The following is a 21,410-nucleotide window of genomic DNA, read 5'->3' as shown; positions in this document are numbered from 1 at the left end:
GCGCTGATACAACCCCAGCGACCGTCCGCTGAACTGCAGGCCGATCATCAAAAAAAAGATGCCCAGAAAATGGCGAATTAAAGGTTCTAAAGATTCCATCTGACTCGCTTACTACTTTATCGTGCTGCAAGCTTATTATCTGAAAAGGCCTGTGAAAAGCGGATTTATGAGCAATGTGACGTTCGGCCTGATTGAAACTGCTCACACTTTCCTCATATGCCATGTTGCGAGCTCCGGGATTGCAGTAAAGTCGATCCGGGCCCAACAAACAGGAATCTTGCCATGGCAGCACGGTCCACAACCTCCACCCCTACCCAATCGCTCCACGCCTTCACCAACGATGCACTGGGTACGGCTGATGCCACCGGCCTGGTGGAGCGGCTTAAGCGTGGTGAGGTTTCTGCTACCGAACTGACCCGGGCGGCGATAGCGCGCGCACGCTCGGTGGATCCACGGATTCGTGGCCTGGCAACGGAGAACTATGAGCGAGCTTTGGATATGGCAAGCCGGCTCGACCGAAAGCGGTCTTCCGAAGCCTCGGGCTTTTTCTCTGGCGTGCCAACGGTGGTCAAGGACAACACTGATATCCAGGGCCTGCCCACCCGTCACGGCTCTGCCGCGGTTCCTGAATCAACCGCCGCCAAAACCAGCCCCTTTGGCCAGCAACTTCTGGATCAGGGCTTCACTTGCCTGGGCAAAAGTGCACTGCCGGAATTCGGCTTTAACGCCAGCACCGAACCAGCCCATGATGCGCCTTCACGCAATCCCTGGAATCTAGACTACTCCACCGGTGCCTCGTCCGGTGGTTCTGCGGCATTGGTTGCCGCCGGCGTGGTACCGGTGGCGCATGCCAACGATGGTGGAGGCTCCATCCGCATTCCGGCGGCTTGCTGTGGACTGGTGGGCCTGAAACCCAGCCGGGGGCGTCTGATTGACAACGACGCCGCCCGAACGCTGCCGGTGAATATCATCAGCGACGGAATCGTCAGCCGGTCAGTGCGGGATACCGTGAACTTCATGGCCGAGGCTGAACGCTATTTCAAGCCTCGTTCACTGCCGGGAATTGGCCGTTTGGAAGGCCCATCCGGCCGACGCCTCACCATTGGACTGGTGCTGGACTCCCTCAATGGTCACGCCACCGACGCCGAAACCCGGGCAGCCACAGAGGCAACAGCCCGGCGGCTGGAAAAGCTCGGCCACCGAATTGAGCCGATTCCCATTCCGGTGGCCGACTCCTTCCCCGACGACTTCGCCCTGTACTGGGCTTTCCTGGCTTTCGGTGTGACGGTCAATGGGCGACAACTCATTCACTCGGGCTTTGATAAGCAGCGGGTGGACGGACTGACCGTAGGTCTGGCCCGCACTTTCAAACGACAATTCTATCGTTTGCCCGGCGCCCTCTGGCGCCTGCGCCGCTCCCGCCAGGATTACGCCAAAGCCATCGCCGGTTTGGATGCGGTTTTAACTCCGGTGCTCGGTCACACAACCCCGGCGCTGGGTTATCTGAGTCCCGAAATACCCTTCGATACCTTGTTTGAACGACTCACCCGATACGTCAGCTTTACCCCACTGGCAAACGCAACCGGCGCACCCGCCATCGCGGTACCCGCAAGCGTAACCGGAGACAATCTTCCTGTAGCGTTCAGTTCATGGGGCGTCATGGCGACGAGCAGACGTTACTGGACCTGGCCTTTACCCTGGAGTCAGAGGCGCCCTGGCCCCATCTTTATCAGACCAGGACCAGCCGTCAGGCCGGTGAAAGGTGTGAAACCATTGGCTGACCGTCTGCATTCCAGGCAACCACCCGGTTACGGCCCTGGCCTTTAGCTTCGTACAGGGCTTCGTCCGCCCACTTGAAAATTTCCTTGGTGGAATCGGCTTTGGCCGGAGACACGCTGCACACGCCAATACTGACGCTCAGGTGCACCACATCGCCAGAAACCGGGAAAGCGGTTTTTTCGATCTCCATCCGAATGCGCTCCGCAACCTGCAGAGCACCACTCATCGGTGTCTCCGGCAGCAGCACCACAAATTCCTCACCGCCATATCGGGCTGCCAGGTCTTGAGGGCGAGTAATGAATTTCTGGATGCACTGAGAGACCATTTTGAGACAGTCGTCACCGACCAGGTGGCCGTAGGTATCGTTGAATTTCTTGAAATGATCGATGTCCAGCACCAACAGCGACAGGATTTCATCGTACCGATAAGCCCGCACCACAGCAGACTGGAAGATCCGATCAAAGTGCCCGCGGTTCTTTAGCCGGGTTAAGGCGTCGGTGGCACTGAGCTCCAGTAACTGTTCGTTCAGGTGTTCCAGGTCCCGGGTGCGTTGCTGAACCCGTTCTTCAAGCTTGGTGTTGGCCTCCCGTTGTACCTGCAAGGATTTTTCCTGGGCCATTCGCGCTTTGCGTTCTTCGCGAATCAGTCGCTGCTGGGTTTCGAAAACCCGCTTCTTTTCCCTTTCCAGACGGTCTGCCAGGGCAATGGAAAGCAGAATCACACCCAGCGCAGAGCCAACCTGGGTGGCATTTTCCGTCAACAGGTTCCGCGGCAACACCGTGAATTTGCTCAGCGCCAGCACCATGCCGCCGAACAGCATAAACACCCAGGCAAAGGTGTAGTAGCGGGCCGCCGGATCCCTTTGAACCCAGCGGACGATACTCAACACCAACATGGTGGAACAGGTGATGAAAGCCAGCAAAATAGTAGGCAGAATCAGATATTTGTACGGCACCATCAGACCCGCGACAGCAAGCACAGCGGCGGCCACGACGACCCCGACCGTCCACCGGTGTAGCAACGGGTGATTGCTGGGTGAAACATTGATGAATCGAAGACTGAACGTACCACCGAACACCAGAGCCAGGTTCAGGAACACGGTGATCGCCTGGTCATTCCACCAGGTGGCCTGCGGCCAGAGGTACTGAAAGGCCAGGCCATGGAGGCTTGCCAGGAACAGGGGCATTGCCGTGATATAGCCAACATAATGCAGAAAGCTCTGCTCTTTAACCGCCATAAACACGAACAGGTTGTAGAGCACCATGACAAGGATGATCCCGTAATAGAATCCCTGGAAGATGCTGCGTGCCTGCTCTGCGGCAAGAAAGCCGTCCTGCTCCCACAAGATCAGTGGCACCTGCATGGAACTGGTGGTTTCGACCCGCAGGTAAATCCAGGTTCGCTCGCCGGCCGCCAGGGTCAGGGGAACCACAAAGTTACGATGCTCGATGGGCCGAGCATGGAATGGCTGCTTGTCGCCGAGCACTAAAGGCTCGGCGCCGGAGCTTTCCGGATTGATGAAGATCTCTATTCTATCTAGGACCGGGTAGGCGACTTCCAACAGGGGCTTCAGGGCATCTTCGGTTGGATTCTCCACGGCTACCCGAAACCAGTAAGCCGATTTCCCATATCCCAGACTCAGGCTTTCACTCTGATTCGGCGTCCAACGTTGCGGATCCAGCCCCCTTACGTCCTCGATGCCAGTGCGCGGCTCTGGTTCCGGCCAGAAATCAACGAAGCGCGAGAGTTCAACGCGCTCGGATTGCAGATCCAGGTAGCCTGGCGATCCTCAGCCGCAGCAAAGAGAGACGAAAAGCCAACCATCAAGCCGAAGAAAATGGTCAGAACACGCAACAATGGCATCCGCAATCAGCCGCTCCGATTTTTTTGTTGTCGGCCGCATTATGGCTTAGGAAATAGGTACCCGCTGGTAATGACTACCATTCGAAGCAAATCAACATAAAAAACTACAAACTGCGAACTCACGGAAAGATCGATAGCACCTGCTGGAAACTGGGTTCCGGCGCTGCTTCTATCACCAACGTCTCACCCGTGACCGGATGAGCAAATTCTATAGCCGTAGCCGCGAGCATCAGCCGCCCCTGCCCGAACCGTTCGGCAAAGTACCGGTTATGGCGACCACGACCGTGATTGGCGTCGCCTATGATGGGATGGTTAATGTGCTTCATGTGCCGGCGCAGCTGGTGCTTACGCCCCGTTTCCGGATAAAGCTCGACCAGCGCGTAGCGGCTACTCGAGTAACGTTCTATCGCCACCGGAATTTCCGTGGTCGCGAGGGTTCTGTAGCGGCTCCGGGCATCCCGTACCGGCTGCTCCGTGCCCTTCTGACGGCGATCCTCCGGCTCTTCTCGAAGCGGATGATCAATGAAACCGGACTCCGCCGGCCAGCCGCGAACAACGGCCTGATATGTTTTATTCACCTCTCCGGCCATCATGGCCAAGCCAAGCGCACGGGCGGTTTCCGGATCTTTCGCAAACACCAGCACTCCTGACGTTGGCCGATCCAGTCGGTGAACCGGGTATACATGCTCACCACCGTTCAAGGCCCGGGCATACTGCAGCGCGAACTCTGTTTCGTGCTTATCAATCGGGCTTCGGTGCACCAGCAGGCCCGCAGGCTTATGGACGAATAACAAAAATTCGTCCTGATAGAGAACGTGCAGGGGATTGCTTAAGGACGAAACCATCGAGAAAAGACCAAGAAAAGACTCATGAAAAGACCAGAACCCCGATTTTCGAGTTCCAGGACAATGCCAGACCAGCCGATTATAGTCTGAACATTTCGCCCTCACACCTAAGCAGGTGCGCCGGCCTACTCGAAAAATCGCAAAGAAACGGTTGCAACCGATAAAAAACGTGGGGTAGATTCTACTCTCACGAATTAACGAATTCAGAGCAGATTGTTCATCTTATGAATCTCAGCGCAGTGATTGTCCTAGTGAAGCTTGTCCTGGTGGTCGTGGTACCGTCCGGGGGCTTTTGCGTGGACAAGCGGGTGAGATAGCAACAACCTGACAAGACACCAAGAGCCCCCGGCACCGAAAGGTCCCGGGGGCTTTTTTTGCCGCCACAAAAAGGAAAACATCGATCATGAACGGCGCACAGCACATCCTCGACGCATTCCATCGCCACGGCATCTCCACCGTTTTCGGCTACCCAGGTGGCTGTATCATGCCGCTCTACGATGCACTCGTGGACGACGTCGGGACCGAACACGTGCTGTGTCGCCACGAACAGGGATGCGCCCTGGCCGCTGACGGCTACGCCCGAGCCAGCGGGAAATTGGGCGTATGCATCGCCACGTCGGGGCCGGGTGCCACCAACCTGATCACCGGTGTTGCCAACGCCCACCGGGATTCCATCCCGATGCTGGTGATCACCGGGCAAGTGCCCTCCAGCCTGATCGGCACTGACGCCTTCCAGGAAACCGACGTTCTGGGCATGACCCTGGGCATCGTGAAACACAGTTACCTGGTGGACAGCGCCAACGAGCTGGCCGAGATCATGGACGAAGCAATTAATCTCGCCCAAAGCGGACGTCCCGGGCCGGTATGGATCGACATTCCCAAAGACGTATTGCTGGCATCCGCTCCAGTGCGCTCATGCGAGTCCCAAGCCGCGAATGCTGCCAACGCCAACACCGATATATCTGATGCCATGGCCATGCTGCGCTCTGCGCGTAAGCCCCTGCTCTACAGCGGTGGCGGCGTTAGCCTGGCCCACGCTGAAGAGAATTTCCGCGAATTTTCCGAAACCTCCGCCCTGCCCAGCGTTGTCACCCTGAAAGGAATCGGCAACGGCGGGAAGCACAGCGCCCACCACTTGGGCATGCTGGGTATGCACGGCTCCCGCGCCGCCAATCGCGCCGTCGACGAATGCGACCTGCTGCTGGTTATCGGCGCCCGTCTGGATGACCGGGCGACTGGCAAACTGGATACTTTTGCCCCCAACGCCCGGACCATCCACATCGACGCCGATGCCACCGAGATCAACAAACTGCGTTCGGTGGATCTGGCCCTGCGGGGTGATTTGAACGGCATTCTGAAGGCAATGACCGCCGAGCTTGAATCGTCACCACTGGCAATCAGCGACTGGCAGAGCCAGTGCCGCACCTGGAACACCACCGGCGGCTTCAGCGCCGCGGACAACGAGGAGCCTCTGGCCCCCATCACCGGCCCGGCCTTCGTTCGGCAATTGTCCCGTATTGCACCGGACGACACCGTCATCGCCTGCGACGTTGGCCAGCACCAGATGTGGGTGGCCCAGCATTACCAGTTCGACCACCCGCGCCACCATCTCTCCAGTGGCGGCCTGGGCACCATGGGCTTTGGTTTGCCCGCCGCCATTGGCGCCCAGTTTGCCGATCGCCGCAGCACGGTTATTAACGTTGCGGGCGACGGCTCGTTCATGATGAACGCTCAGGAGTTGGCCACTATTCGCCGCTATAACCTGCCGCTGAAAATGATCATCCTGGATAACCAGTGCCTGGGCATGGTCCGTCAGCAGCAGGAGCTGTTCTACAACAATCGGGAAAGCCAGATCGACCTTAACGACAACCCGGATTTCGTCGCCATGGCCCGCGCGTTCGACATCCCTGCCCTGCACATCGAACGCACCGATCAAATCCGCCGCGGTATCGAAACCATCCTTGCCTACGATGGCCCCATGCTGCTGCACGTTGCCATTGCCCGTGAAGAAAACGTCTGGCCCATCGTAAAACCCGGTGCCAGTAACCGCGAAATGATCGATGAAAACCGCCGTAGCAAAAACACAAAGACGGAGAACGTCGCATGACCAGTAACGCTGCTCACACGCCTAACTACACTCTAAACTGCCAAATGAGCCATGAAGCGGCGGCCATGGAACGTTTTTGCCAGGTGGTGCGTATCCGCGGGTTCCGAATTGTCCAAATGGCAGTCGAGAACTTCGAAGGCCAGCTGGATATCGCCCTGACGCTTGAGGGAACACGATCAATTACTATGCTTCAGGCGCAACTCGAAAAACTCCAGACCGTGATCCGGGTTGACCTACAAACTCCCGAGTCTGCTGCGACCATCAAGACGGCATAAAAAAGCCCCGCGAAAGCGGGGCTTGAATGTTTATATCGAACTTTACCAGGACTTGTATGGCAGGAACTTCCCGTTCATGGTCACCACCACCCGATCCCCTTTCGGATTTTCTTCTTTGTCCACATGCATGGTGAAATCGATAGCGCTCATGATGCCGTCACCGAATTTCTCGTGGATCAGCTCCTTCAACGTATCACCGTAGACACCCACTACCTCGTACAGGCGATAGATCAGGGGGTCCTGGGGCACCGCATCATCCCAGGATTTCTTCGGGCAGACCTGCAGCGCTTCAGCCACCGGTTTGTCCAGGCCCAGAGCTTCACAAACCCCAAACGCCTTGTCTTCAGTCAGACTATTCATCCCCAGGCAGGCGGAGGTGGTAAACACCGGCGACATACCAATAGCCTCGGCCAGCGCCTCCCAAGAAACACCCTTGGTGGCTTTGGCTTCCAGGATTTTCGCAGTCATCAGTTCTTTGTTCATCATGATCGTTTCCTCGTGTGACAGTCGCTTTCAGGAATTCACCGCGCGCGCGGCAGGTTCAACTTCAGATGTTTCCGACGCCGGCTGTGACGTACTCACACCTTGCGCCGGCTCTACTTCTCTTGGAGTTCCGTCTTTTTCAGGCAGCGCAGAACCACTCCGGTTTACCAGGAAATCCACCAGGTAATCCCGGGTCTTGTGGTAAGCAGGGTTCTGGAAAATGGTGGACCGGGCCCGCGGGTGCGGAATATCCACCTTCACGCTCTCCGCAATGCGGGCATTAGGGCCGTTAGACATCAGGAAGATGCGGTCAGAGAGCAAGATGGCTTCGTCCACGTCGTGAGTAATCATGAACACGGTCTGCCTGGTCTCTTCCCAGATTTTCACCAGTTCGTCCTGAATAACCCCGCGGGTAAGCGCATCCAGCGCACCAAAAGGCTCATCGAGCAGTAACAGCTCCGGCTGGGTAGCAAAGGCGCGGGCGATACTTACCCGTTGTCGCATACCACCAGACAGCTGCGACGGCTTGCGATCAAGAGCATGATCCAGGCCGACCATTTTGAGATACCGCTCACTGTGCTCTTTGACTTTTTCCTTCGACCAGCTCGGCCAGCGCGCCTTAACGGCGAACACGATGTTGTTAAGCGTGGTCTTCCACGGCAACAAGCTGTAGTTCTGGAACACCACGCCTCGCTCCAGGCTCGGGCCTTTCACTTCCTTGCCATTCATCACCAGGTTGCCGGAGCTGGCTTCGTCCAGCCCGGCCAGCACGTTCAGGATCGTGGACTTGCCGCAACCGGAGTGGCCGATGATGCACACAAACTCACCTTTCTCCAGAGCGAAACGAATATCCTCGAAGACGGTTAATTCACCGCCCTGACCGTCCGGATAAACTTTGGACAGGCCGTCTACTTCCAGGAATGACTTACTCATAACAGGTCTCCATTCGGAGGGTTGAGGCCGGTGCCGGTCAGCCGGCACCGGACCACTCATTCTTTGAATTCCACCATTTTCTGGGCTTTGCCCAGGGCCAGGTCCAGCAGCATGCCCACCACCCCGATCATCAAGATGGAGAAGATCACACTGGCCAGGTCCAGGTTGTTCCATTCGTTCCACACGTAGTAACCGATGCCGGTGCCACCCACGAGCATTTCCGCGGCCACGATCACCAGCCAGGCAATCCCGATGGAAATGCGCATACCGGTCAGGATGGTGGGAGCCGCAGCTGGCAGGATTACGGTGACGGCTGTTTTAATGGCACTCAGTTCATGAGTGCGAGCCACATTGACCCAGTCTTGCCGCACATTCGCTACCCCAAACGCGGTATTCAGCAACATGGGCCATATCGAGCAGATAAAGATCACAAAGATCGCTGAGGCGTCGGAATCCTGGATGATAAACAGCGCCAGCGGCATCCAGGCGAGGGGCGAGATTGGCCTGAGCAACTGGATGTACGGGTTCAGAGCCTTATACATCAGGGGCGACATACCAATCAGGAAACCGACAGGCAAAGCAATGGCCATGGCTGCGAGATACCCCATCAGCACCCGATACACTGAGTAGGCCAACTGGATACCGATGCCTTTGTCGTTGGCTCCTGCGTCATAGAAGGGGTCAGACAGCTCGGCCCAAGCCAGCTTGATCACCGCCGAGGGAGGCGGCACCCTCGATTCCTGCTCGACTCCACCCATCAGCATCTCGTACTCGGTCAATCCGGTCTGGGCCTCCGGAGGCTGGGTAGCCATCTCCCAAAGCCCCAGGGCCAGAATCAGGAACGAAACCGACAGCAAGGCTGCCCGAACATTCAGGGAAGCCATGGTTACACCCTCCCAATTGCAAAGCTGCGGGCATATTCTTCCGGACTGGCTGGATCAAAGGTTTTGCCCATGATGGTGTGGGTTTTGTATGTCTTATCCGGAGCGGAGTAGCCCATTTCTTCCATTAACTTGCCGGTTTCGCCCGCCAGGTAAACCTGCTCGGCAATGCCTGATAATCGACGTCGCCTCAATGTAGCCCCAACGCTTCATCTGGGTCAGGATCCAGACACCCATGGAGTGCCACGGGAATGGGTCGAAGTCGATGCGATCGGGCACGTTTTGGATTTCGCCAAGACCATCGGCGTAATAGCCAGTCAGCACCTGCTGGATAACCGGGACTGGCTGGTTCAGATAGTTCTTGGGAGCGATCGCCTCGGCAATCTCTTTGCGATTATCATGGTTATTGGAGTACTGGGTGGCATCGATGATGGCCCGCAACAAAGCTCCGTAGGTGTTCGGGTTGGCATTCGCAAACTTTTGACTACAAGCGAAGGCGCAACATGGGTGACCTTCCCAAATATCTTTGGTCAGCATGTGGATGAAGCCCACCTTCTCCCAAACCGCACGCTGGTTGAACGGGTCGGGCGACAGATATCCGTCGAGGTTGCCGGCGCGCAGGTTAGCGACCATTTCAGGTGGCGGAACCACCCGGATTTGCACATCTTTATCCGGATCAATGCCGTTTTCGGCCAGGTAATAGCGCAACAGGAAGTTGTGCATGGAATACTCGAACGGCACCCCGAACTTAAAGCCTTTCCACTGCTTAGGATCGCGCTTGTCTTTGTGATCCACGTGCAGAACGATGGCCTGGCCATTAACGTTTTCAACCGCCGGCATGATAAAGGCTCCGGCGTTGAGCCTGCGCCCATCGTCATGGCCAGGGGCATGGGGGTCAGCATGTGCGAGGCATCGTATTCACCCGCCAGAGACTTGTCCCTTGCGACGGCCCAGCCCGCGGTTTTGGTCACGGTAACGTCCAGGCCGTAACGCTCATAAAACCCCAGTGGGTGCGCCATAATGATTGGCGTGGCACAGGTAATTGGGACAAAACCGACGTTCAGCTTGGTCTTTTCGAGCTTGCCGAGCGACTCCTTCACTGCTGCCTTGGCCTTGTCCATCGGGAAGACACTTGCCAGCAGGGCAGCCGCAGTGCCGGCCCCCATCATCTTCATGAAGCTTCGCCGGCTGTGGTCGTTGTGACCAAAAACCGAGCGCACTACCGCACTCTCAATGGCCCGGTCCATCATGGCCTCTGAATCCGCTGGCGAGTCTGCGGTCACAGCGTTTGGGTTCTGCTCCATGTTCAGGGACACCGAAGGCACTTCCTGCCCCGGCTGACATTGCGGGCAGCCGCAAGTTTTCGCGTGAATCAAAGACTGATCGCCATCAAACGGGTTTCCGAGGCTTTTGATCGTCATGGGGCACTCTCCCTACTCTCAGATATTCATGCACCTTTAAAGTGCGTACCTGGCGCAAATCCGAAAACAGATCTGAGCCGCTTAGTCGTTCTGAGAGAGGTATCGCAGGGTTCGTGCCAACTATCAAAAACCCAATAACCAACTGTTTTAATTATTATTTTTGTCATAAAAAGCATATCTTGCTAACTACGATATTTCGCAAATTACTATTTTTCGTAGCAATAACTTCGAATTCTCGTAGTTGGCACAGTGATTGTTTGTTATTTGATCAAACACTCAGAGACAGTCCCATGAATGAACCGGCAATCAACACTTGCTACGAATGGATCAATCACCTTCCAGAGGCCGCATTACTGGTCGATGCCGGACGCGATTTGATCATGGCCACCAACAGCGCAATGGGCAGACTTATTGGCACGGACCGGCAATCCGTTATCGGAACACCCTGTACCCATCTATTCAGTGATCAACGCCCTAACCTCATCGCCTTCACGGAGGAAACACTGTTTCGAAGCCATGGCTGGAGTCGGGACTTCGTCATCAAACACCGGGATGGTCATTCTCTGGAGCTGGAGATTTCCTCCTCCCGGGTTGGTGAAGCCGAATCACAGAACGTGCTGTTCCTGATCAGAGACCGAGGTCAATTACGCACACTCAGAGAGCGCCATGACGCCAATCACTACCACCGGGGAGGGTTGCTGGAATGGCGTCGGGTGGAAGAACTGTTCAAGGATATGGAACGGGAAAACCAGCTGATCCTGCATGCGGTTGGCGAAGGCATTTACGGTGTCAACGCCGAAGGCCGAACCACCTTTGCCAACCCCGCCGCAGAACGCATGCTTGGTTGGCGAATTGATGAGCTTATGGGTCGGGTCATCCACAGAGTCGTTCACCACTCCCACGAAGATGGCAGCTTGTTTCCCCTCAAGGAGTGCCCCATTTACCAGGCCTTCCGCGATGCCTCCTCCAAACGGATAGGCGAGGACTGGTTCTGGCGCAAAGATGGCACCGGTTTCCCGGTGGAATACACCAGCACGCCCATCATAGACAACGGTCACCCGATTGGAGCCGTGGTAGTGTTCAAGGATATTTCCGCCCGCCGGGAAGCCGAGGGCGAGCTGCAAAAGGCGCTCGAAGAGGTGGAAAACCTCAAGCATCGACTGGAAATGGAGAACGCCTATTTACAGGAGGAGCTCAGAGCGGAATACCATTTTCACGAACTGGTGGGCCAGAGCGAAGCGATCAAGGGCATAGCCCGCCGGATCGGGCTCGTCGCCCCCACGGACGCCAACGTTCTGATCACCGGTGAATCCGGCACCGGCAAAGAGCTCATTGCCCGCGCCATTCATCAAGCCAGCGACCGCAGAGACCGACCAATGATTCGGGTCAATTGCGCTGCCATCCCAAAGGATCTGTTCGAAAGCGAGTTTTTCGGACATACAAAAGGAGCCTTTACCGGTGCCATGAGCGACCGCACTGGTCGTTTTGAACTGGCGGATGGCGGCACCCTGTTTCTGGACGAAGTCGGTGAGATACCACTGGAATTGCAGGGCAAACTGCTACGCGTACTCCAGGACCAACAGTTTGAACGGGTAGGCGAGAACCGCACCCGAGAAGTCAATGTCCGAGTCATTGCCGCCACCAATCGGGACCTGAAAACAGAAGTGCGCAACAAGGAATTCCGGGAAGATCTTTACTTCCGGCTGAACGTGTTCCCGATCGAGTCTGTGCCACTGCGACAGCGCGCTGAGGATATTCCTCTGCTCGCCCAAGAATTTCTGAACCGCACATGCCGAAAGTTCAATCGTCCGCCACTGCAGCTTCGCAACCGGGATGTGGAAGCACTGACCTCTTATTCCTGGCCAGGCAACGTCCGAGAGCTGGAAAACCTTATTGAGCGCCAGGTGATAACGGCCGATCAACAACTCGACTTCGACTTACTCAGCCACGATGGCGACACCACCTTCGAGACCGAAACCACGACCACCCCCGTACGCCACTATTCGTCCGATCTCCTAACCGACGAGCAGTTGCGCAAGCTTGAGCGGGACAATCTGATGCAGGCACTGGAAATAACCGAAGGACGGGTGTTCGGCGACGACGGCGCGGCCAGCCTGCTGGGACTGAAACCCACCACCCTCACCTCACGCCTGAAAAAGCTCAAGATTGATGCCCGAGCCTTTCGCGGCGGCGACGGGCAGCCTTCAACATAAATGGTTCTGGCCATTCCACTTATCGATTAACATCGCACAATATATCGTGCGCTCGTTGTCGTCTGATTTCTGCAGGGTCGAGTTTTTTTTGGCGGCAGTGATAGTCTCAAGTTGGAACAATGGGTGCCCGAAAACGTGAGAGAGGACTCGTTTATGGACATTATTATCGCCTGTTCGGCACTCGGCGTTATTGCTGGCATTCTTGCCGGCATGCTTGGTATTGGCGGCGGGGTCGTTATCGTGCCTGCCTGATCATCATCCTCGGTTTTCAGGATTTCCCCGCCGAGTCCATTGTCATAACAGCCGTCGCAACCTCGCTCTGCACCATTATCTTCACCTCCATTTCGGCCGCCCGATCGCAAATCAAACGGCAAGCCGTGGACTGGGACATCTTCAAGCGCTGGTCTGTCACGGTCGTGCTCGGCAGTTTTCTATCGGGTTTTATCGCCGCGCGGCTCCCCACCCTGGTTCTGGAAATCGGCATCGCCTGCTTCCTGCTGGTGGTTTCACTCATCATGCTGAGTCGCTGGGTTCCCGATCCCGCGAGAACCATGTCCGGTAAGACTGGCACGGCCGGTCTAGGACTCTTCAGCGGCACGCTGTCCGGCCTGGCCGGCATTGGCGGTGGCAATGTGATGGTGCCTTTGATGGTGTTCTTCAATGTGCCCATGCAACGTGCGGTAGCCACCTCCAGCACCCTCGGATTTCCGTTGGCGCTGGTCGGCACCATTGGTTACGCCATCTCAGGCTGGGGGGCCAATATCACCGACTGGTCATTTGGCTATGTCTACCTGCCTGCAGCAGCCTGCATTGCGGTGTTTACTGTCATTACCGCGCCGTTGGGTGTCGCCCTCAGTCATCGAATTCCGGCTGCCACGCTGAAACGCGGCTTCGGCGCTTTTTTGCTGATCATTGCCGGACGGATGCTGTTTAACGCGTTGTAAGTTGAACAAGGAAAGAGATAAGAAAAGGAAAATGGAAGAAATGAGGTCCGCCAACGCGATCTGCGCGACGGACCTCAAACGGTATTCAGATTGGGCTGGGTCAGATCAGCTCAATCGCCACGGCAGTACCCTCACCACCACCAATGCAGAGCGAGGCAACACCACGCTTCAGGCCGCGCTGCTTCAGGGCATTGATCAGGGTGATCAGGATTCTTGAGCCTGAAGAACCGATGGGATGGCCGAGCGCACAGGCGCCGCCGTGCACGTTCACCTTCTCCGGAGCCAGACCCAGTTCGTTGATGGCAGCCAGGGTGACTACCGCAAAAGCTTCGTTGATCTCGAACAGATCGACGTCGTCTTTACTCCAACCGGCTTTCGCCAGAACCTTCTCAATAGCACCGATGGGCGCCAGGGTGAACTCGGACGGCAGGCGGGCATGGGTCGCGTGAGCGATGATGCGGGCCTGCGGGACCAGGCCGCGGGCATCGGCTTCAGCGGCTGAAGCCAGTACCAGCGCCGATGCGCCGTCACTGATGGAGCTGGAGTTGGCGGCGGTGACCGAGCCGCCTTTGGCAAAGGCCGGTTTCAGTTTGGGAATCTTTTCCGGCTTGGCGTTACCCGGCTGCTCGTCGGCATCCACCACAGTGTCACCGCCCCGGCCCGGTACGTTCACCGGCACGATCTCGTCCTTGAACCAGCCATTTTCAATGGCGGCCAGGGACTTCTGCAGGGAGCCGATGGCGAATTCATCCATGGCCTGGCGGCTGATGTCGCACTTGTCGGCGGTGCGTTGGGCGAATACGCCCATCAGACCGCCTTCGTAGGCGTCCTCCAGGCCGTCCAGAAACATGCTGTCCATGACCTGGCCGTGACCCATGCGCATGCCCGAGCGAGCCTTGGGCAGCAGGTACGGGGCCTGGCTCATGTTCTCCATGCCGCCGGCGATCATGATGTTATTGGTGCCGGCCTTGATCTGGTCGTGGGCCATAATGACCGACTGCATACCAGAGCCACACATCTTGTTGATGGTGGTGCAGCCAGAGCTGTCCGGGATACCCGCAGCTCGCGAGGCCTGGCGCGCTGGCGCCTGGCCGAGGCCGCCGGGCAGCACACAACCCATGATCACTTCCTGAACATCGGCAGGCTGGAGTCCGGCCCGCTCGATGGCTGCCTTGATGGATTCAGCACCCAGTTGCGGTGAACGTACCGAGCTCAGTGAGCCCATCAAACCGCCCATGGGGGTCCGGGCGGAACCTGCAATTACAACGCTGTTGTCACTCATAACCTTTCCTCACTAAAACCGGTTGGCTTTTCAGCCTCTGCCCAAGACAGAGCGGGCAATGATTTCTTTCATGACTTCCGAGGTACCGCCATAGATCCGCTGAACACGCGCATCCATGAACGCCCGGGAAATCGGGTATTCGGTGGTGTAGCCATAGCCGCCAAACAGCTGCAGACAGCCATCGGCTACCCGGCACTGCATCTCGGTGGCGCTGTACTTGGCCATGGAGGCGGTTGCCGCATCCAGCTCGCCACGCTCGTACGAATCAATGCACTCGTTCACAAAGGCTCGATTGACCCGGTAGTCGGTCTCCATGCGGGCAATCTCGAAACGAGTATTCTGCAGCTGGGCCAGTTTCTGACCGAACAGCTCACGCTCCTGGGCGTAAGCAATGGTCAGATCCAGCGCACCCCGGGCCGCAGCAACGCCCAGGGCGCCGATAACCAGGCGCTCCCGTGGCAGCTCGTTCATCAGGTACATGAAGCCCTGACCTTCTGCACCCAGCCGCGCGGAGGCGGGAATTCGCATGTCGGAGAAAAACAGCTCGGAGGTATCCCCGGAGTGCTGGCCAATCTTGTCCAGGTTCCGGCCCTTGCTGTATCCCGGCAGCGAGGTATCCACCAGGAACAAACTGATCCCGCGTGCACCGGCGGAAGGGTCTGTTTTGGCCGCCACAATCACCATGTCGGCGTGCTGGCCGTTGGTGATGAACGTCTTGGACCCATTGAGAATGTAGTCATCGCCGTCTTTCACAGCGCTGGTACGAATGGCCTGCAGGTCACTGCCGGCACCCGGCTCGGTCATCGCAATGGCACCCACCGCCTCACCGGAAACCATCTTCGGCAACCAGTACTGACGCTGCTCCTCACTGCCCATGTGACTCAGGTAGGGGGCCACAATGTCCGAATGCACCATCACGTTGGTCGACAGGGCACCGAAACCCATGCGGGCAAGCTCTTCGCCGACCACCACTGAGTACTGGAAAGGCGCGCTACAGCCGCCCCACTCCTCCGGCACATCCACACAGAGCATGCCGGCGTTACCCAGGGTGTTCCAAAGCTCACGCGGTACCAGGCCTGACTTTTCCCAGGCTTCGTAGTGCGGCTTCACCTCGGTTTCGAGGGCCTTGATAACCGAATCCCGAAACAGGGCCAGTTCTTCTTGATCAACAGGCTGGTCATTACTTTCTCCCGCCAATTAAGCTATTACTTCGGCGCCATGCGCAGGGCACAGTCAAGACGAATCACTTCGCCGTTCAAAATCGGGTTGCGGACCATTTGGTCCACCATCATGCCGAACTCTTCCGGCTTGCCCAGACGCTTCGGGAACGGCAGGGTCGCCGCCAGGCTCTCTTGAACTTCCTCCGGCATACCGGCCAGCATCGGAGTCATGAACAGACCCGGAGCAATGGTATTCACCCGGATGCCCTCGCGGGCCAGCTCGCGGGCTGACTGCAGGGTCAGAGACACCACGCCACCCTTCGATGCACTGTAGGCAGCCTGGCCAATCTGCCTTCATAAGCAGCCACGGAGGCCGTGTTGATAATCACACCGCGCTCACCGTCGGCGTTGGGCTCACGGGTTGCCATGTCGGCAGCCGCCAGTCTCATGATGTTAAAGGTACCAATCAGGTTGACCTGGATAACCTTGCTGAAGCTCTCCAGCGGCATCACCCCTTCGCGGCCCAGAATCTTGGAAGCCGGAGCGATACCTGCACAACTCACCGCCACGCCACAGGGACCATGGGCCTCACGCGCTGCCGTGATCGCCGCTTCAGCGCTGTCCGAAGAGGTAACATCGCAATGCAGAAAAAGACCGCCTATGTCTGCAGCCACTTTCTCACCCTGCTCCTTGTTAACATCCAGAATGGCGACCTTACAACCAGCCGCAGCCAGTGCCCGGGCTGCGCCCTCACCAAGCCAGAGGCCCCACCTGTTACAATCGCCGCAACATTTTTGAATTCCATTGTTTGCTCCTTTCTCGCGAATCCTGATGGATCTTTTTGTTTAAATCTCGACCGCAAATACTTTACGTTTACGTAAACTTTATCTAACCTAGCTCTAAAAAGGAAATAGCTATGGTCAAAAAAGAAACATACAGCATCAGTGAGCTCGCCAAAGAGTTCGATGTGACCACTCGTAGCATCCGGTTTTATGAAGATCAGGAGCTGCTCAAGCCCACGCGTCGGGGGCAGACACGCATCTTCAGTTCCAAGGATCGCGTACGGCTGAAACTTATTCTCAGGGGCAAGCGCATGGGCTTCTCCCTGTCAGAAACCAAAGAACTGTTCGACTTGTGGGACGAGACCCTCAGCGGCAACGAAAAGCAATTGCTGCTAATGCTGGATACCTTGAGCCGTAAGCGCGCCCAACTCGAACAACAGAAAAACGACATCGCGATGGCCGAAATGGAAATGGATACCGCTGAAGCACGGTGCCGCGAAGCATTGGCAGATCTGGAAAAGAGAAAGAAAGAACAGAAGATGCCGGCCAACGATGATGAAGAAAAAACGACTGCCGAACAGCGATAAAGGGCAAGACACCGCCAACCAGGTGCCCTGCTTCCCAGCTGTCCGGTCTGAATAATTTGCCAGCAGAGATCATAGGAAAGGTAACTAACATGAAATCACAATACTCAGAGCTCAACTTCGGCCTTGGTGAGACCCTGGACATGCTGCGCGAGCAGATCAACGGCTTCGCGGCCTCCGAAATTGCGCCCCGCGCCGAAGAAATCGACCGCAAGAACGAGTTCCCCATGGATCTCTGGCGCAAAATGGGCGACATGGGCCTGCTGGGCATTACCGTTTCTGAGGAATACGGTGGTTCTGACATGGGTTACCTGGCGCACGTTATCGCCATGGAAGAAATCAGCCGCGCTTCTGCCTCTGTTGGCCTGTCCTACGGTGCCCACTCCAACCTGTGTGTGAACCAGATTCACCGCAACGGCACCGAAGAACAAAAGAAGAAATACCTGCCCAAGCTGGTTAGCGGCGAGCACGTAGGTGCCCTGGCCATGTCCGAGCCTAACGCCGGCTCCGACGTGATCTCTATGAAACTCGCTGCCCGGGACGAAGGCGACCACTTCGTGCTGAACGGCAACAAGATGTGGATCACCAACGGCCCTGACGCCCACACCTTCGTGATCTACGCCAAGACCGACACCTCCGCCGGCTCACGCGGTGTTACCGCCTTTATTGTTGAGCACGACGCACCGGGCTTCAGCCGCCACCAGAAACTCGACAAGCTCGGCATGCGCGGCTCCAACACCTGCGAGCTGGTGTTCCAGGACTGCAAAGTACCCCGGGAAAACATCCTGGGCGGCGAAGGCAACGGCGCCAAGGTTCTGATGAGCGGCCTCGACTACGAGCGCCTGGTACTGTCTGGCGGCCCATTGGGCATCATGCAGGCAGCCCTGGACGTAACCGTGCCCTACATCCGCGAGCGCAAACAGTTCGGCCAGGCCATCGGCGAGTTCGAGCTGGTTCAGGGCAAGGTGGCTGACATGTACACCTGGATGAACACCGCCAAGTCCTACGTCTACATGGTGGCTATGTCTGCCGACCGCGGCGAGACCACCCGCAAAGACGCTGCCGGCGCCATCCTCTACTCGGCAGAAATGGCCACCAAACTGGCCCTGGACGCCATCCAGCTGCTCGGTGGTAACGGTTACATCAACGAATACCCGACAGGCCGCCTGCTGCGTGACGCCAAGCTGTATGAAATCGGCGCGGGCACCTCAGAAATCCGCCGGATGCTGATCGGTCGAGAGCTGTTCCTGAACAAGTAACAGCACCAGGACGTCAGCACCCAATGTTCGACAAGGAGTTGGCGGAAGGATGGACCGGGAATGTTGTAGGCCAGGGATGGCCGAAAACAAGCGCACATGGATGTGCTAGTAGCGGTTCCCGGGCCGTCCTTCCGCCAGCTCCGACGCCCCCGAATGCACGGATGAAGAAGCTATGACCACACTCCAAAGCAAAATAAATCCAAGGTCTGAAGAGTTCCTGGCAAACCAGGAAGCCATGGCGAAAGCTGTCGCCGACTTGCGAGACAAAGTGACCACCATCCAACAAGGCGGCGGCCCCTCTTACCAGGAACGCCACATCGCCCGCGGCAAGTTGCTGCCCCGGGAGCGCATCAACCGCCTGCTGGACGACGGTTCCCCATTCCTCGAAATCGGCCAATTTGCCGCTTATAACGTCTACGGTGAAGAAGTTCCGGCGGCCGGCCTCATCGCTGGCGTGGGCCGGGTCTCCGGCACCGAATGCATGATCATCGCCAACGATGCCACGGTAAAAGGCGGCAGCTACTACCCGCTGACCGTGAAAAAGCACCTGCGGGCCCAGGAAATTGCCCTGGAAAACCGCCTGCCCTGCATCTACCTGGTCGATTCCGGCGGCGCAACCTGCCCCGCCAGGATGAAGTTTTCCCGGACCGCGACCACTTCGGCCGCATCTTCTACAACCAGGCCCGCATGTCTGCCGACGACATTCCGCAGATCGCCGTGGTCATGGGCCTGTGTACTGCCGGTGGCGCCTACGTCCCGGCCATGGCCGACGAATCCATCATCGTCCGCAACCAGGGCACCATCTTCCTGGCGGGTCCGCCGCTGGTGAAAGCCGCCACCGGTGAAGTGGTCACCGCTGAAGATCTGGGCGGCGCCGACGTTCACTGCAAGATCTCCGGTGTGGCCGACCACTACGCCGAGAACGACGCCCACGCCCTGGAAATCGCCCGGCGCAGCATCTCCAACCTGAACCGCCGCAAGCCGGCCGAGGTGGAAATCCGCAAGCCCAAGGCACCGCTGTTCGACGCCGAGGAAATCTACGGCATCGTGGGCACCGACCTGCGCAAGCAGTTCGACGTGCGCGACGTCATTGCCCGTATCGTCGACGGCTCTGAATTCGACGAATTCAAACGCTATTACGGCCAGACCCTGGTCACCGGCTTTGCCCACGTCCACGGCTACCCAGTCGGCATCATTGCCAACAACGGCATCCTGTTCAGTGAAGCCGCCCAGAAAGGCGCCCACTTCATCGAACTGTGCTGCCAGCGCAACATCCCGCTGTTGTTCCTGCAGAACATCACCGGCTTCATGGTCGGCCAGAAATACGAGGCCGAAGGCATCGCCAAGCACGGCGCCAAGATGGTTATGGCCGTGGCCTGCGCCAACGTGCCGAAGATTACCGTGCTGATCGGCGGCAGCTTTGGCGCCGGCAACTACGGCATGTGTGGCCGCGCCTACAGCCCGGACTTCCTGTGGATGTGGCCGAACGCCCGCATCTCGGTGATGGGTGGCGAACAGGCCGCCGGTGTACTGGCGCAGGTTAAGCGCGAAGGCATGGAGCGCAAAGGCCAGGACTGGAGCACCGAAGAAGAAGCCGAGTTCAAGCAACCGGTCATCGACAAGTACGAGGAGCAGGGACACCCCTACTACGCCAGCGCCCGCCTGTGGGACGACGGTGTAATCGACCCGGCGCAAACCCGGGAAGTGGTTGCCCTCAGCCTGTCCGCCACGCTTAACCGACCCGCGAAGCCGACACGCTTTGGCGTGTTCCGCATGTAATCGGGAGATCAGTCATGACAGAACAAGAAAATGCGGTTCTGATCAAACGCCGCGCACAGGGCGTCACCGATGTGGTGCTGAACCGCCCGGACAAACGCAACGCCTTTGACGACGTCATCATCCAGCAACTGATCAACGCGCTGGACGAGGTCAACCAGGACCCGGAAACCAAGGTTGTGGTGCTTCGCTCCGAAGGCAAGCACTTCTCCGCCGGTGCCGATCTTGGCTGGATGCGTCGCATGGCCGACAACACCCGTCAGGAAAACCTGGACGATTCCCGGGAACTGGCGCGGCTGATGAACGTGCTTAACCATCTATCCAAGCCGGTTATCGGTCTGGTGCAGGGTGCTGCCTTTGGCGGTGCCGTGGGCCTTGCGGCTTGCTGCGACATTGTTATCGCCACCGAGAAAGCCAGCTTCTGCCTGAGTGAAGTGAAGCTGGGGCTGATACCTGCTGTCATCAGCCCTATGTCGTGCGTGCCATCGGCGAACGCCAGGCCCGCCGGTATTTCATTTCAGCCGAAGTGTTCACCGCCCGAAAGGCGAAAGATTACGGCCTGGTGCACATCATTTGTGACGACGTGGAAGCCATGGAAAGCCAATGTGACGCCATGGTTCAGCAACTGGCCCAGAACGGCCCGGAAGCCATGACGGCGGCCAAGGACCTGGTGTTCGCAGTCAGCAACAAACCGATCGACGACGATGTGATTGACGATACTGCCCATCGCATTGCCGATATCCGCGTGGGAGAAGAGGGACAGGAAGGGCTGAGTGCCTTCCTGAACAAGCGTCGCGCCAACTGGATTCCGGAGAACAATTGA

General features: G+C 57.6%; 14 protein-coding genes and 4 pseudogenes. 9 read left to right on the top strand and 9 right to left on the bottom strand.

The annotated features are described in order from the left end of the window. The first annotated feature begins 282 nt into the window (after nt 1–282). Nucleotides 283–1,827: an amidase gene (locus tag AU14_RS10110; protein WP_236743960.1), complete on the top strand. Its 1,545-nt coding sequence runs from the start codon at nt 283–285 to the stop codon at nt 1,825–1,827. Here AU14_RS10110 and AU14_RS10105 read toward each other — a convergent pair. Further along, nucleotides 1,748–3,547 (bottom strand): sensor domain-containing diguanylate cyclase, encoded by a 1,800-nt coding sequence (locus AU14_RS10105; protein ID WP_407942851.1) that lies wholly within the window; start codon nt 3,545–3,547, stop codon nt 1,748–1,750. The two genes, AU14_RS10110 and AU14_RS10105, sit on opposite strands and share 80 nt — an antisense overlap. Before the next feature lie 214 nt (nt 3,548–3,761). Then, a complete protein-coding gene (locus AU14_RS10100; protein ID WP_236743959.1) occupies nt 3,762–4,436 on the bottom strand; it encodes a pseudouridine synthase in 675 nt (224 codons plus the stop codon). A 454-nt stretch (nt 4,437–4,890) separates the two neighbouring features. Between AU14_RS10100 and ilvG the strand changes: the two genes are divergently transcribed. Both ilvG and AU14_RS10090 read left to right on the top strand, forming a co-directional pair. Then, nucleotides 4,891–6,594: an acetolactate synthase 2 catalytic subunit gene (ilvG, locus tag AU14_RS10095; RefSeq protein ID WP_041340639.1), complete on the top strand. Its 1,704-nt coding sequence runs from the start codon at nt 4,891–4,893 to the stop codon at nt 6,592–6,594. Then, nucleotides 6,591–6,869, top strand: coding sequence for an ACT domain-containing protein (locus tag AU14_RS10090; protein WP_041340638.1), 279 nt, complete (start codon nt 6,591–6,593; stop codon nt 6,867–6,869). Before ilvG ends, AU14_RS10090 begins: the two co-directional genes overlap by 4 nt. A gap of 42 nt (nt 6,870–6,911) precedes the next feature. On the opposite strand, the gene cynS is transcribed toward AU14_RS10090, so the two are convergent. The 4 genes and pseudogenes from cynS to AU14_RS10070 all read right to left on the bottom strand — a co-directional run bounded on the left by cynS (nt 6,912) and on the right by AU14_RS10070 (nt 10,413). Continuing rightward, nucleotides 6,912–7,355 carry a cyanase gene (cynS, locus tag AU14_RS10085; protein WP_041340636.1) on the bottom strand — a complete coding sequence of 148 codons (444 nt, stop codon included), beginning with the start codon at nt 7,353–7,355 and terminating at the stop codon, nt 6,912–6,914. A 27-nt stretch (nt 7,356–7,382) separates the two neighbouring features. Further along, nucleotides 7,383–8,285, bottom strand: a complete 903-nt coding sequence (locus AU14_RS10080; protein WP_041340635.1) for an ABC transporter ATP-binding protein — start codon at nt 8,283–8,285, stop codon at nt 7,383–7,385. A gap of 56 nt (nt 8,286–8,341) precedes the next feature. After that, entirely contained in the window at nt 8,342–9,169 is an 828-nt protein-coding gene (gene ntrB, locus AU14_RS10075) for a nitrate ABC transporter permease (protein ID WP_041340633.1), read from the bottom strand. 93 nt (nt 9,170–9,262) lie between these two features. Continuing rightward, nucleotides 9,263–10,413 (bottom strand): annotated as a pseudogene (locus AU14_RS10070) (CmpA/NrtA family ABC transporter substrate-binding protein). Between the two features lie 464 nt (nt 10,414–10,877). Here AU14_RS10070 and AU14_RS10065 point away from each other — a divergent pair. Together AU14_RS10065 and AU14_RS10060 are read left to right on the top strand one after the other, a co-directional pair. Next, complete coding sequence (locus tag AU14_RS10065) at nt 10,878–12,800, top strand: sigma 54-interacting transcriptional regulator (protein ID WP_052472015.1); 1,923 nt, start codon at nt 10,878–10,880, stop codon at nt 12,798–12,800. A 248-nt stretch (nt 12,801–13,048) separates the two neighbouring features. Further along, a complete protein-coding gene (locus AU14_RS10060; RefSeq protein ID WP_236744607.1) occupies nt 13,049–13,744 on the top strand; it encodes a sulfite exporter TauE/SafE family protein in 696 nt (231 codons plus the stop codon). A 100-nt stretch (nt 13,745–13,844) separates the two neighbouring features. Here the strand turns inward: AU14_RS10060 and AU14_RS10055 are convergent, their stop codons facing one another. The 3 genes and pseudogenes from AU14_RS10055 to AU14_RS10045 form a co-directional block, all read right to left on the bottom strand. Continuing rightward, complete coding sequence (locus AU14_RS10055) at nt 13,845–15,026, bottom strand: thiolase family protein (protein ID WP_041340632.1); 1,182 nt, start codon at nt 15,024–15,026, stop codon at nt 13,845–13,847. Between the two features lie 30 nt (nt 15,027–15,056). Continuing rightward, entirely contained in the window at nt 15,057–16,223 is a 1,167-nt protein-coding gene (locus AU14_RS10050) for an acyl-CoA dehydrogenase family protein (protein WP_041340630.1), read from the bottom strand. An 8-nt stretch (nt 16,224–16,231) separates the two neighbouring features. After that, nucleotides 16,232–16,991 (bottom strand): annotated as a pseudogene (locus tag AU14_RS10045) (SDR family NAD(P)-dependent oxidoreductase). Nucleotides 16,992–17,102: 111 nt separating this feature from the next. Here AU14_RS10045 and AU14_RS10040 point away from each other — a divergent pair. From AU14_RS10040 to AU14_RS10025, 4 genes and pseudogenes are all read left to right on the top strand, one after another. Beyond that, a complete protein-coding gene (locus AU14_RS10040; RefSeq protein ID WP_041340628.1) occupies nt 17,103–17,555 on the top strand; it encodes a MerR family transcriptional regulator in 453 nt (150 codons plus the stop codon). Between the two features lie 89 nt (nt 17,556–17,644). Further along, nucleotides 17,645–18,811: an isovaleryl-CoA dehydrogenase gene (locus AU14_RS10035; RefSeq protein WP_041340626.1), complete on the top strand. Its 1,167-nt coding sequence runs from the start codon at nt 17,645–17,647 to the stop codon at nt 18,809–18,811. Nucleotides 18,812–18,983: 172 nt separating this feature from the next. Then, nucleotides 18,984–20,590 (top strand): annotated as a pseudogene (locus AU14_RS10030) (carboxyl transferase domain-containing protein). Between the two features lie 14 nt (nt 20,591–20,604). Beyond that, nucleotides 20,605–21,410, top strand: a pseudogene (locus tag AU14_RS10025) (enoyl-CoA hydratase-related protein).

It is taken from the genome of Marinobacter similis, from assembly GCF_000830985.1.
Taxonomy (GTDB): domain Bacteria; phylum Pseudomonadota; class Gammaproteobacteria; order Pseudomonadales; family Oleiphilaceae; genus Marinobacter; species Marinobacter similis.
This window is presented reverse-complemented; position numbering and strand designations above follow the sequence as displayed.

Coding starts and splice junctions, on each gene's coding strand:
- AU14_RS10080 (WP_041340635.1), bottom strand. CDS start 8,285: ATGAGTAAGTCATTCCTGGAAGTAGACGGCCTGTCCAAAGTTTATCCG.
- AU14_RS10065 (WP_052472015.1), top strand. CDS start 10,878: ATGAATGAACCGGCAATCAACACTTGCTACGAATGGATCAATCACCTT.
- AU14_RS10110 (WP_236743960.1), top strand. CDS start 283: ATGGCAGCACGGTCCACAACCTCCACCCCTACCCAATCGCTCCACGCC.
- ilvG (WP_041340639.1), top strand. CDS start 4,891: ATGAACGGCGCACAGCACATCCTCGACGCATTCCATCGCCACGGCATC.
- cynS (WP_041340636.1), bottom strand. CDS start 7,355: ATGATGAACAAAGAACTGATGACTGCGAAAATCCTGGAAGCCAAAGCC.
- AU14_RS10040 (WP_041340628.1), top strand. CDS start 17,103: ATGGTCAAAAAAGAAACATACAGCATCAGTGAGCTCGCCAAAGAGTTC.
- AU14_RS10035 (WP_041340626.1), top strand. CDS start 17,645: ATGAAATCACAATACTCAGAGCTCAACTTCGGCCTTGGTGAGACCCTG.
- AU14_RS10055 (WP_041340632.1), bottom strand. CDS start 15,026: ATGAGTGACAACAGCGTTGTAATTGCAGGTTCCGCCCGGACCCCCATG.
- ntrB (WP_041340633.1), bottom strand. CDS start 9,169: ATGGCTTCCCTGAATGTTCGGGCAGCCTTGCTGTCGGTTTCGTTCCTG.
- AU14_RS10090 (WP_041340638.1), top strand. CDS start 6,591: ATGACCAGTAACGCTGCTCACACGCCTAACTACACTCTAAACTGCCAA.